Raw genomic sequence first — 11,534 nt, 5'->3', positions numbered from 1 at the left:
GAGGTAAATTGTGCCTCCGCGGGCCCCTTATTTCTTGGGCGGCGGAGGCGGTGTAGCTCGCGCCCGCGCTTGCTTGGCGAAGGCCTCGGTGTCGGCCGTGGTCGATTCGGGTCCGGTGACGCCGGGGCCGGCGTCGGCCTGGGCCTTCTGGGCGAAGCTGGAGGTGCCGTTGAGCGACCAGGTTCCCGGCGCCGTCGCGCGGCTGAGTTCGGCGCTCTGGGCTTCGAGCTCGGCGGCGGCCTTGCCCCAGGCGCGGTCGGCGCGCACGTCGGACGGCGCCGCGGGGATCTGGGCGAAGGTCGGGAACGGCTTGTTGCTGTGGGCCAGGGCGGTGATCTCGGGGGCCGCGGCCGAGGCCTTGTCGAGCGGCGCCGGCGCGAACGGATTGGCGCAGCCGGCCAGCCCGGCGCCGACCGCCAGGCAGCCGATCAGGCCGCCTGTGCGCAGGGCGTGTCGGCCGATCACGAAAAGTCGAAGCGATGCGTTCATTTCCGCCCTGGTCTTATGCCATGATCGCGTTTGACGAAAGAGCGCGTACGCCAAGCAGCGCGCCTCGCGGGAGAAGACGTCGATGAGCGAGCCCATGGTCGGCAAGTCGAAGCGCGGCGCCAAGGCGGAGAAGTCCAAGGCGAAAGCCCAGGGCAAGTCCGCCGCCAAGTCCGGGGCGGCGGCCGAAGCCGTCAAGACCAAGGCGAAAGCCAAGCCGGCCGAGGCTCCGACCGCCAAGCCCGCGAAGGCGCCCGAGCCGCCCAAGCCGCCCAAGGCCGCCAAGTCTGCGCCGCCCCCTGGGCCGTCGCCCCAGCCGCAACCCAAGCCCCAGCCTCAGGTTTCGGCCACGGCGGGCTTTGATCCCAAGACCCTCACCGCCGAGCAGCGCGAGGCGATGGAGAAGCTGTCGGCCAATCTGGCGCGGGCCGCCCTGACCGCCCAAGGCGCCATCGCCGAGGCGGCGCTGCGCCAGGCGGACCGTCCGGCGGCCCTGTCGCCGGACCCCATGCATGTGGCCCCTGCCCTCACCGATGTGATGGGCCGCATCGCCGCCCAGCCCGACCGCCTGGTCCGGGCCCAGGCAGATCTGTTCCAGCGCTATATGGAGCTGTGGCAGTCGGCCGCGCGCCGCGCCTCTGGGGAAACCCCTGAGCCCGTCGTCACCCCCGCCAAGGGCGACAAGCGATTCGCCGACCCCGACTGGTCCGACAATCCGGTCTTCGACGTGATCAAGCAGTCCTATCTGGTCACCTCGAACTGGCTGAATGCGCTCGTCTCGGACACGCCTGGCGTCGATCCGATGAACAAGCGACGGGTCGAGTTCTTCATGAAGATGCTCACCGACGCCTTCTCGCCGTCGAACTTCCTGGTCTCCAATCCGGCGGCGCTGCGCGAGGCCATGGCCACCCACGGCGAGTCGCTGCTGCGCGGCATGGAGAACTTCGCCGAGGACCTGGAGCGCGGCGGCGGTCAGCTGGCGATCAGCCAGACCGACTACGACATGTTCAAGATCGGCGAGAACGTCGCGACGGCGCCGGGCAAGGTGATCTTCCAGAACGACATCCTGCAGCTCCTGCAGTTCACGCCCACGACCGAGCAGGTCTACGAGATCCCGCTGGTGATCTTCCCACCCTGGATCAACAAGTTCTACATCCTGGACCTGCGCCCCGAGAACTCGATGATCCGCTGGCTCACCGACCAGGGGATCACGGTGTTCGTCGCCTCCTGGGTCAATCCGGACCAGACGCTCGCCACCAAGACCTTCGAAGACTACATGCGCGAGGGCATCTATGAGGGCACGGCCGCGGCCATGAAGCAGGCGGGCGTCGATGAGGTGAACACCGTCGGCTACTGCATCGGCGGCACCCTGCTCTCCTCCACCCTGGGCCACATGGCGGCCCGCGGCGACAAGCGGATCAAGTCCGCCACCTTCTTCGCCGCCCAGCAGGACTTCGCCGAGGCCGGCGACCTGCTGCTGTTCACCAACGAGGACTGGCTGAAGGACCTGGAGCAGCGGATGGACGCCGGCGGCGGCGTGCTGTCGGGCCAATCCATGGCCGACACCTTCAACGCCCTGCGCTCCAACGACCTGATCTGGTCGTTCTTCGTGAACAACTATCTGATGGGCAAGGAGCCCAAGCCCTTCGACCTGCTGTTCTGGAATTCCGACCAGACGCGGATGCCGAAGACGCTGCACATGTTCTATCTGCGCAAGTTCTACGGCGAGAACGCCTTGGCCAAGGGCGAGCTGGTCATGGACAATGTCCGCATCGACCTCAGCCAGGTGAAGACGCCCGTCTATGTGCAGTCATCCAAGGAAGACCACATCGCCCCGGCGCGGTCGGTCTATCGCGGGGCCAAGCTGTTCGGCGGACCGGTGACCTTCACCCTCGCCGGGTCCGGCCACATCGCCGGCGTGATCAATGCGCCGGTGGCCCAGAAGTACCAGCACTGGACCAATCCCGAGCTGCCGGCCACCGTCGAGGAATGGATGGCCGACGCCAAGGAGACCCCCGGCTCCTGGTGGCCGCACTGGAAGACCTGGCTGACCGCGCGCTCGGGCAAGATGGTCCCGGCCCGGGATCCGTCGAAGGGCCCGCTGAAGCCGATCGAGGACGCGCCCGGCAGCTATGTGAAGGTGAAATCCTAGGCGGGCGTCTTTGGCAGGGTTTTCAGCCGGATCAATACGGCCAGAGCGCCCACCGGCAGGGAGAACCTCAGGATCCAAGGGGCCAGGGGCGAAAGGCCCTTGGTCGCCCCGAACCCGAGCAGATTGACGGCGACGGGCACGACCCCGATCTGGCCGGTCGTCCAGTTCATCCAGACCGAGCCCAGGCCGACAAAGGCGCCCAACGCCCACCACCACTTGTGCTTCAACACGCGGCTGCGGGCGGCCGAGACCGCGGCCACCACCATCAGCAGCGGCGACAGGGCCACGGCCAGCAGGAAGGCGAGGTGCGCCGGGCCCTTGCCCCGCGCCCAGAAGGCGTTGGCCTTGACCGCATCTGCGCCGATCGGGGTCACGGTCACGTCGTCGGCCTGGTAGAGCTTGACGGTCTTGAACGGATCCTTGCCCGCAAGTTTCAGGCCCCGGTCATAGACGGTCTTCTCGCCGGTGCGCTCGACCGTCAGGTCCACCGCTAGGCTGCGACCGGAGAAGCCGTAGATGTAGTTGAGGGTGGTCTGTTCCCTCGTCGCCTTGGCGCCCGGCCAGAGCGGGCGGGTCCGGCTGGAGCTGATCAGCTTGATGCTCCACGGCGGATCGGCCGGGAACTTGGCGCGCAGCGCCTGGAACCGCGCATTGTGCCGCGGATCATTCGCGATCGCCGGCGACAGCGCCGGGTCGAGCACCGTCCAGTCGTCGCGCTGGATGGCGTCGATGAAACGGCGGCCCATGCGGTCGGCGTCCGGCTCGGCCTGCAGGCGCTCACAGCCCGCCAGGATCAGGGCCAAGCCCGCCAGAATCGCCGCCTTCGCCATTCGCACCGTCACCGCCTCCGCCCGATTTCGGCGCGACCCTAGAGGCGCGGGCCCCGGGCGGCAATCGACCGTGCGCCGATCAGGCGGCGACGAACTTCAAGGCGACGCCGTTGTTGCAATAGCGCAGGCCGGTCGGCGGCGGGCCGTCATTGAACACGTGGCCCTGGTGGCTCAGGCACTGGGCGCAATGATATTCGGTGCGCCGCATGCCCAGGGTGGTGTCGGTCTTGGTGCCCAAGGCGCCGGGGATGGACCGGAAGAAGCTGGGCCAGCCGGTGCCGCTCTCGAACTTCCAGTCGGACTTGAACAGCGGCAGGCTGCAGCCCAGGCAGGCGAAGACGCCCTTGCGGTGCTCGCCGAGCAGCGGGCTCGTGCCGGGGCGCTCGGTCCCCTCCTCCCGCATGACCGCGAAGCTCATCGGCGACAAGCGCTTGCGCCACTCGTCGGGGGCCACCTTGCGCCAGGGGGAGTTGGCATAGGCGTCCGCGGCGAGCGCGAGGCCCGGCGCCGCGGCGGCCAGGGCGAAGGCGGAGGAGATCAGGCGGCGGCGGCTGAGGTCGGGGAATTGAGTGCGCATGATGTGATGTACGGCCCGATCCGCGGAAAGGTTACATCCTGCGCCGAGTTTTTCAGGGCCGCCAGACGTAGAGCACGTCCGGCTCCTTCTCCATGTTGGTGGAGCCGTCGGTCTCGATCTCGATGACGAAGCCCCGCTTCTCGTAGAAGGCCCGGGCGCGCGCGTTCTTCTGGAAGGTCCACAGCCGGCGCTCGGCGCCGTTCTCCATCGCCTTGTCGAGCAGGGCCGGACCGAGCCCTCGCCCCTGGTGGTCCGGGTGGATGAACAGATGCTCGACCCAGCCGGGCTTGAACGCCACATAGCCGCAGATCGCCCCGCCCTCCTCCCAGACCCAGGTCTCGGTGTTGGGCATGAGCTGGTCGCGGAAATAGGCCAGGTCCTGCTCAGGCGTGAAGATGTCGGGCAGGAACGACAGGGAGGTCCGCACAGTATGCCTGTGCAGGCGCGCGATCTCGCCGGCTTCGGCCAGATCGGCGCGCCTCAGGCTCACAGGCCGGTCGCCTCGGGCAGGCCCAGCATGATGTTGAGGTTCTGCACGGCCGCGCCGGAGGCCCCTTTGCCCAGATTGTCCAACTGGGCGACCAGCCGGGCCTCGCCGCGATCGTCGTTGCCGAAGACGAACAGCTTCATCCGGTTGGTGCCGTTCAGGGCCTGGGGATCGAGATCGGCGACATAGCCGGCGGCCCCTGCGCGGGCCTTCTGCAGGGCGACGCATTCCTCCGCGCTGGCCACCGTGACGAAGGCCTCGCCGAGATAGGTGTCGGCCAGGGCCTCGCGCAGGTCGGCGGACTTGGGCTTGCCCGGCAGGGCCCAGAGCGGCAGCGGCACCTCGACGATCATCCCCTGGGCGAAACGTCCCACCGCGGGGGTGAACAGGGGCGGATGATCGAAGCCGCCGAAGGTCTTCATTTCCGGTAGATGCTTGTGCTGCAGGTTCACGCCGTAGGGGCGATAAGCGTCGTCGGTGCCGGCCGGGGCGGCGTGGTCTTCGAATTCAGCGATCAGTCCCTTGCCGCCGCCGGAATAGCCGGACACGCCATGCACGGTGATCGGCCAGTCGGCGGGGACCAGGTTTTCCTGGGTCAGGGGCCGCATCAGGGCCGTGAAGCCGGTCGGCCAGCAGCCGGGATTGCTGACCAGCCGCGCCTTGCGGATGGCGGCGCGCTGATCGCGGTCCATCTCGGGAAAGCCATAGGTCCAGCCTGAGGCGGTCCGATGCGCCGAGGAGGCGTCGATCACCCGAACCGTGTTGGAGGTGATCAGGCCGACGGCTTCCTTGGCCGCGTCATCGGGCAGGCACAGGATCACCGCATCGACGCCATTCAGCAGCTCGGCGCGGGCGTCCGCGTCCTTGCGGCGCGCGGGATCGATCGAGACGATCTCGAGGTCCGCGCGGCCCGCCAGCCGATCGCGGATCTGGAGACCCGTGGTGCCGGCCTCGCCGTCGATGAAGATGCTGTGGGTCATGCTGAAGATCCCGGTACGAAAAGCAGATGCCAGATAGCAGAAGGGGCGCCTCGGTTTCCCGAAGCGCCCCGTCCAAACGCGAGTTGTCGCGCGCGGTTTAGCGCTTCGAGAACTGGAAGCTGCGTCGAGCCTTGGCCTTGCCGTACTTCTTCCGCTCGACCACGCGGCTGTCGCGGGTCAGGAAGCCGTGCGGCTTCAGCACCGGGCGCAGGCCCGGCTCATAATAGGTCAGGGCCTTGGACAGGCCGTGACGGATCGCGCCGGCCTGGCCGGACAGGCCGGAGCCTTCGACCGAGACGATGACGTCGAACTGGCCCAGGCGGTCGGTGACCTCCAGGGGCTGGGCGATCATCATGCGCAGCACGGGACGGGCGAAATAGATTTCCTGATCGCGGCCGTTGATCGTGATCTTGCCCTTGCCGGGCTTGATCCAGACCTTGGCGATCGCGTTCTTGCGCTTGCCGGTCGCATAGGCGCGGCCTTGGGCGTCGATCTTGGGTTCGCGCGAGGCCGCATCGGGTTGCGGGTTCGACGAGAGGCTTTGCAGGGCCTCGAAACCTTGGGGTTCGGACATCTGGCTTACGCGCTCCGCACGTTCTTGGTGTTCAGGGCCGAGAAGGCGATGGTCTCGGGGCTCTGGGCCTCGTGCGGATGCTCGGCGCTGTTGTAGATGCGCAGGTGCGTCAGCTGCTTGCGGGCCAGCGGGCTTTCCTTGGGCAGCATGCGCTCCACGGCCTTTTCCAGGATCCGTTCCGGATACTTGCCGTCGAGGATCTTGCCGGCGGTGCGTTCCTTGACGCCGCCCGGGTGACCGGTGTGCCAGTAATAGATCTTGTCGGTCAGCTTCTTGCCGGTGAACTTCACCTTGTCGGCGTTGACCACGACGACGAAGTCGCCGCAATCGACGTGCGGGGTGTAGTCAGGGCGGTGCTTGCCGCGAAGACGCATGGCGATGAACGAGGCGAGACGGCCGACAACGGCGTTCTCAGCGTCGATCACGATCCACTTCTTCTCGACGTCGGCGGGCTTCAGGGAAGCCGTCGTCTTCTGCATGGGAACGGGTCCGTACGTTGTATTCACGGGAGGCGCCCGTGATCAGAGGGCGGGCGGATACGACACCCGGATCATGCTGTCAATCGGCGTGTCGCCGAAAATCGCACAAACCCTTGCTCGGTAAGGATTTGCGAGATCGGGTATTATAATACCGCGATCCCTAGACCCGTCGCACCCGCCAGGCGAAGGCGGTGGCGAGCGCCAGGACGATGGCCGCCATGATCTGGTGGGCCATGCCGAGCGCGATCGGCACGTGGGTCATCAGGGTGGCGACCCCCAGACAGGCCTGGAGCGTCACGGCGCCGGCCACGACGACGGCCAGGGTCTTGGCCTCCGGGCTCAGCTCGCGAGCGCGCCGGGCGGCCACCGCGGCGAAGATCGCGACGGCCAACACCGTGTAGGCCAGGATCCGGTGATTGAACTGCACCGCCGCCTGGCTGTGGGCGAGCGTCGCCCAGAGGCCGGCGCCCGCATAATCCTTGGGGAACAAGGCGCCGTTCATCATCGGCCAGTCGCTATAGACGAGCCCCGCATCGTTGCCGGCCACCAGCGCGCCGAGCAGGATCTGGGCGAAGATCAGGCCCATGAGGCCGAAGGCGTAACCGATCCAGGGCGTCTGGGCCTTGACTCGCGGCGCCCCGGCCCAGGCGTCCAGGGCGCTCCACACCATGGCGCTCAGCAGGATGAAGGCGAGACCCAGGTGGGTCGCCAATCGTTCCGGCGCGACGGAGACGCGCCCCGCCAGTCCGCTGGCCACCATCCACCAGCCGACCGCGCCCTGCAGCCCGCCCAGGGCGAACAGGCCGGCGCAGCGCCAGATGAGGCGGCGGGGCAACTCCCGGCGGATCAGGAAATAGGCGAAGGGAACGGCAAAGGCGAAGCCGACGATCCGGCCGAGCAGCCGATGGCTCCATTCCCACCAATAGATCGTCTTGAAGGCCGCCAGGCTCATGCCCTTGTTGAGCTGAGCGTACTGGGGGATCTCCTTGTAGCGGGCGAACTCGTCGTTCCAGTCCTGGGCCGACAGGGGCGGCAGGGCGCCGGAAACCGGCTTCCACTGGGTGATCGACAGGCCGGAATCCGTAAGTCGCGTGGCGCCGCCCACGACAACCATGGCCAGGACCAGGGCGGCGACGGCGAACAGCCAGATGGCGACCGGGCGCGACCGGTCGGAACGGAGGAAGGAGGTCATGGGGGTGACGGCAATTCCTTCAGAACGAACTGAGGGCTCCGCTACCTGAGATGCAGCCCCGCGTCCACGCTTGCGAATGGTCCCCGAACCGGGGATGGTCGCCCTTCCCGCCCACGGCAGAGCCAAGAGCCCCGGTCCAGACCATGCACGGCATCGGAATTCTTGGGGTCGTGCTGGTCGGCATGGTGGCCGGCTGGATCGCCACCCGGGTGCTGGGACGCCGCCAGGGCCTGTTTGCGAATCTGCTCGTTGGGCTTGCCGGGGCGCTGCTCGGCGGCTGGATCGCGGACCTGCTGGACGTCCGGTTCGGCGGCGTGCTGGGCGGCCTGGCGGTCTCGACCGTGGGGGCGATCCTACTGCTCTCGGTCCTGACCCTGCTGCGCCGCAGGTGACAAGCCCGGCCGCGGGCCTGTACACGCCGTGCATGACCGCACGCGTACGCAAACTCATCGGAGGCGCAGGCCTCCTGGTGTTCCTGGCCTTCTACATCTGGGCCGCCACCGCCGTGTCCGATCGGCTCCCCGACAATATGGTGGTGAAGCTGATCTATTTCGCCGTGATCGGGACCGCCTGGGGACTTCCGCTCCGGCCGCTGCTGGCGTGGATGAACCGCGGAAAGTAGCCGCTGCGAATTTGCGCTTGCCCGGCCGACGCAAGGCGTTAGAAGACCCCTCCACCGATGTCGGGGCGTAGCGCAGCCTGGTAGCGCACTTGACTGGGGGTCAAGGGGTCGCAGGTTCAAATCCTGTCGCCCCGACCATCGGCGGACGACCAAGGGCTCCTCCCCCAGAGGAGCCACTCTTCTCCAAGATGTTCAAATGCAGGCCCCGGCGGGCCCTAGCTGCGCCCCAGCAGGGCGTCGAGCCGCGCCTTGGCGGCCAGCAGATCGTCGAGGGCGGAAGTGAGCCGCAGGCGGCTGGCGTCATCCAGATCGACATTGGCGAGCGACGGCGTGGGGCCGGATCCGGCGCGGATCGGACGCGGGCCGGCGGCGGCGAGCACCCGCTTCAGGCCCTCATCCTTGTGCAGCTTCTGCACGCCCTTGATGGTGTAGCCGTCCTCGTGCAGCAGGGTCTTGACCCCGCGCAGCACGGCGATGTCCTGGGGCCGGTAGAACCGCCGCCCCCCGGCGCGCTTCATCGGACGGATGAAGGAGAACCGCGTCTCCCAGAATCTCAAGACGTGCTGAGGCACGTCCAACTCATCGGCCGCTTCCGAGATGGTTCGAAAGGCGTCCGGGCCCTTGCTCACGGACTAGAGCGACCTCACCGCGACAGGGCGCGGTCGACCCGCGCCTTCATGACCTGCGACGCCCGGAAGCCTATCACGCGGCGCGGTTCGATGGCAGCGGGTTCGCCGGTCTTGGGGTTGCGGCCCATGCGGGCGCGCTTGGCGCGGACCTGGAATACGCCAAAGCCGGACAGCTTGACCTGTTCGCCGTCTTCGAGAGCGGTCGCCACCAGTTCGAGCGTCCGCTCGACCAGCTCGGAACAATCCTGGCGGGTCAGTCCGACTTCCTCGTGAACGGCCTCACAAAGGTCCGCTCGCGTTACCGTAGCGCCTTTCATACTCGCCCCTGCCCCAAGCTAAACACACACAGGACGGGTTCGATCGGTCGCCCGATCAGTCCGCCCTCGGAAACCTCTCATGACTTGATTGTCGCATCAGGTCAAAGACTTCAAGGGCTAGATTGCAGGAAGTCCTAAAGCCGCAGGACGCAGGCGCCCCAGGTCAGGCCGCCGCCCATGGCTTCCAGCAGCAGGAGCTGCCCCGGCTTGATGCGCCCGTCCGCCACGCCCTGGGCCATGGCCAGCGGGATCGAGGCGGCCGAGGTGTTGGCGTGCTCGGCCACCGTGGAGATCACCTTGCTCTCGTCGATCCCCAGCCGGCGGGCGACGCCTTCCAGGATGCGGCTATTGGCCTGGTGCGGAATGAACCAGTCGACATCGGCCACGGCGACGCCGGCGTCCTTGGCCGCGGCGATCACGGCCTCGGAGATGTTCACCACGGCGTGGCGGAACACCTGGTTGCCCTGCATGCGCAGATGGCCGATCTGGCCGTTGGTCGAGACCCCGCCATCCACATAGAGCAGATCCTGCTTGGTCCCGTCGGCGCGCAGGGCGAAGCCCAGGAGCCCGCGGTCGGAGATGTCACCCTCCCCTTCGCCCGGCTCCAGCACGACGGCGCCGGCCCCATCGCCGAACAGCACGCAGGTGCCACGGTCGGTCCAGTCCATCAGCCGGGTCATGGTCTCGGCCCCGATGACCAGGGCGCACTTGGCGCGTCCCCGGGCCACGAAGCCGTCGGCGGTCGACAGGGCGTAGACGAAGCCCGAGCACACGGCCTGGACGTCGAAGGCGATGCCGACCGGGCAGCCCAGCTTGCGCTGGACGATGGTCGCCACGGCCGGGAAGGTCAGGTCCGCTGTCGTCGTGCCGACGATGATCAGGTCGACATCGGCCGCGGTGCGACCCGCGGCCGCCAGGGCGCGCTGGGCTGCTTCGACGGCGAGGTCCGAGACAGCCTGATCCGGGGCGGCGCGGTGACGCTGGCGGATGCCCGTGCGCTCGCGGATCCACTCGTCGGTCGTGTCGACGATCTTGGCCAGATCGTCATTGGTCACCACCTCGTCGGGCAAGTAACCGCCGACGCCGGTGACGACGCTACGCAAAACCTTGGACACTCAGGACGGCTCCTCGACGGTGGGCTCGTGGCTCGCGGCCAGGGCGGCGCTGAGCCGCGTCATATTGCGTTCGATCTCGGCGGCGAAGTCGCCTTGCGGGAAACCGGCGGCCATTCGGACGGCGTCGCCGAAATCCCGGGCCTTGGCGCCACCATGGGACTTCACCACCACGCCGTTCAGACCGAGCAGCGGCGCGGCGCGGGGCGGATTGAGCTTCTCGCGGAAACCCAGCAGGCCGCTGCGGGCGAGCATGGCGCCCATCATCGACAGGGGCGAGCTGGTCAGGGCGGCCTTGAGCGCCGCCTCGACATAGCGGCCGGTGCCCTCGGCGGTCTTCAGCATCAGATTGCCGCTGAAGCCGTCGGTGACCGCGACATCGACGGTGTTCTTGGACAGGTCGTCGCCCTCGACGAAGCCGCGATAGTCCAGGTCGAACCGGCCGGACTTCAGCATGGCGTGGGCCTGGCGGACCTCCTCGTGGCCCTTTACGTCCTCGGACCCGATATTGATCAGGCCGACGGTCGGGCGCGCCACGCCATGAACCGCCCGGTGATAGGCCTCGCCCATGATCGCGAACTCGACCAGACGCTCGGCGTCGCAGTCGATATTGGCGCCCACGTCCAGCACCGTGGTCAGGCCCTTGGCGCCCGGCCAGTTGGCGACCAGGCAGGGCCGCTCGACGTCTACGCTCATCCGCAGGATCAGCATGGAGATCGCCATAAGGGCGCCGGTGTTGCCGCTGGAGACGGCGGCCAGGGCTTCGCCGGTCTTCACCGCCTCGACGGCGTTCCACATGGACGAGCCCTTGCCGCGGCGTAGCGCCGTGGCCGGCTTCTCGTCGGACCCGACGGCCTTCTCGGTGTGGCGCACCTCGACCCGATCCTTGAGCGCGGCCTGGCGGGCGAGCTCGGGGGCGATCTTCGCCTCGTCGCCATGCAGCAGGAATCGCACGCCCGGCAGGGCCTGGGCGGCCAGGGCGAGGCCGGGCACGGTCTCGCTGGGGCCGTAGTCTCCGCCCATCGCGTCGATTGAAATGACCTGAGTTTGGCTCACTTGGCGGCGTCCGGACCGGTGCTCATGCGCGGCCGGACGAT

The 11,534-nt window shown here is 68.0% G+C and carries 15 protein-coding genes and 1 tRNA gene; 4 read left to right on the top strand and 12 right to left on the bottom strand.

From position 1 onward, the window contains the following. Positions 1-27: 27 nt before the first annotated feature. The gene (locus tag MQH10_RS12225) at positions 28-489 is read right to left on the bottom strand and encodes a hypothetical protein (protein WP_242564327.1); all 462 of its coding nucleotides are present in this window, start codon (positions 487-489) and stop codon (positions 28-30) included. A 394-nt stretch (positions 490-883) separates the two neighbouring features. Between MQH10_RS12225 and phaC the strand changes: the two genes are divergently transcribed. Further along, entirely contained in the window at positions 884-2,638 is a 1,755-nt protein-coding gene (gene phaC / locus MQH10_RS12220; protein WP_419720771.1) for a class I poly(R)-hydroxyalkanoic acid synthase, read from the top strand. Here phaC and MQH10_RS12215 read toward each other — a convergent pair. The 7 genes from MQH10_RS12215 to MQH10_RS12185 form a co-directional block, all read right to left on the bottom strand. Next, positions 2,635-3,468 carry a hypothetical protein gene (locus MQH10_RS12215; RefSeq protein ID WP_242564325.1) on the bottom strand — a complete coding sequence of 278 codons (834 nt, stop codon included), beginning with the start codon at positions 3,466-3,468 and terminating at the stop codon, positions 2,635-2,637. The genes phaC and MQH10_RS12215 overlap by 4 nt on opposite strands. A gap of 79 nt (positions 3,469-3,547) precedes the next feature. Then, entirely contained in the window at positions 3,548-4,045 is a 498-nt protein-coding gene (gene msrB / locus MQH10_RS12210; RefSeq protein WP_242564324.1) for a peptide-methionine (R)-S-oxide reductase MsrB, read from the bottom strand. A gap of 52 nt (positions 4,046-4,097) precedes the next feature. Then, a complete protein-coding gene (locus tag MQH10_RS12205) occupies positions 4,098-4,535 on the bottom strand; it encodes a GNAT family N-acetyltransferase (RefSeq protein ID WP_242564323.1) in 438 nt (145 codons plus the stop codon). Next, entirely contained in the window at positions 4,532-5,512 is a 981-nt protein-coding gene (gene argC, locus MQH10_RS12200) for an N-acetyl-gamma-glutamyl-phosphate reductase (protein ID WP_242564322.1), read from the bottom strand. The genes MQH10_RS12205 and argC overlap by 4 nt, the downstream gene beginning before the upstream one ends. Positions 5,513-5,609: 97 nt before the next feature. Beyond that, positions 5,610-6,086 carry a 30S ribosomal protein S9 gene (gene rpsI / locus MQH10_RS12195; RefSeq protein WP_242564321.1) on the bottom strand — a complete coding sequence of 159 codons (477 nt, stop codon included), beginning with the start codon at positions 6,084-6,086 and terminating at the stop codon, positions 5,610-5,612. Positions 6,087-6,091: 5 nt separating this feature from the next. After that, positions 6,092-6,565 (bottom strand): 50S ribosomal protein L13, encoded by a 474-nt coding sequence (rplM, locus tag MQH10_RS12190; protein WP_242564320.1) that lies wholly within the window; start codon positions 6,563-6,565, stop codon positions 6,092-6,094. A 160-nt stretch (positions 6,566-6,725) separates the two neighbouring features. Next, a complete protein-coding gene (locus tag MQH10_RS12185) occupies positions 6,726-7,757 on the bottom strand; it encodes a COX15/CtaA family protein (protein ID WP_242564319.1) in 1,032 nt (343 codons plus the stop codon). 143 nt (positions 7,758-7,900) lie between these two features. Between MQH10_RS12185 and MQH10_RS12180 the strand changes: the two genes are divergently transcribed. The 3 genes from MQH10_RS12180 (at position 7,901) to MQH10_RS12170 (ending at position 8,517) form a co-directional block, all read left to right on the top strand. Then, positions 7,901-8,149 carry a GlsB/YeaQ/YmgE family stress response membrane protein gene (locus MQH10_RS12180; RefSeq protein ID WP_242564318.1) on the top strand — a complete coding sequence of 83 codons (249 nt, stop codon included), beginning with the start codon at positions 7,901-7,903 and terminating at the stop codon, positions 8,147-8,149. Positions 8,150-8,181: 32 nt separating this feature from the next. Then, positions 8,182-8,379 (top strand): DUF2842 domain-containing protein, encoded by a 198-nt coding sequence (locus tag MQH10_RS12175; protein WP_242564317.1) that lies wholly within the window; start codon positions 8,182-8,184, stop codon positions 8,377-8,379. A 61-nt stretch (positions 8,380-8,440) separates the two neighbouring features. After that, positions 8,441-8,517, top strand: a tRNA-Pro gene (locus MQH10_RS12170). A 77-nt stretch (positions 8,518-8,594) separates the two neighbouring features. Here MQH10_RS12170 and MQH10_RS12165 read toward each other — a convergent pair. The 4 genes from MQH10_RS12165 to plsX all read right to left on the bottom strand — a co-directional run bounded on the left by MQH10_RS12165 (position 8,595) and on the right by plsX (position 11,493). Further along, positions 8,595-9,008 (bottom strand): MerR family transcriptional regulator, encoded by a 414-nt coding sequence (locus MQH10_RS12165; protein WP_242564316.1) that lies wholly within the window; start codon positions 9,006-9,008, stop codon positions 8,595-8,597. Between the two features lie 14 nt (positions 9,009-9,022). After that, entirely contained in the window at positions 9,023-9,325 is a 303-nt protein-coding gene (locus MQH10_RS12160; RefSeq protein ID WP_242564315.1) for an integration host factor subunit alpha, read from the bottom strand. 134 nt (positions 9,326-9,459) lie between these two features. Next, on the bottom strand, positions 9,460-10,440 hold the full coding sequence (locus MQH10_RS12155) for a beta-ketoacyl-ACP synthase III (protein ID WP_242564314.1): 981 nt from the start codon (positions 10,438-10,440) through the stop codon (positions 9,460-9,462). After that, positions 10,441-11,493, bottom strand: a complete 1,053-nt coding sequence (gene plsX / locus MQH10_RS12150; RefSeq protein WP_336605089.1) for a phosphate acyltransferase PlsX — start codon at positions 11,491-11,493, stop codon at positions 10,441-10,443. It lies immediately after the preceding gene. Positions 11,494-11,534: the final 41 nt, after the last annotated feature.

Origin of the sequence: Phenylobacterium aquaticum (assembly GCF_022695515.1) — a bacterium.
Classification (GTDB): domain Bacteria; phylum Pseudomonadota; class Alphaproteobacteria; order Caulobacterales; family Caulobacteraceae; genus Phenylobacterium; species Phenylobacterium aquaticum.
The sequence above is the reverse complement of the archived record's forward strand: the minus strand, read 5'-3'. Positions and strand labels throughout refer to the sequence as shown.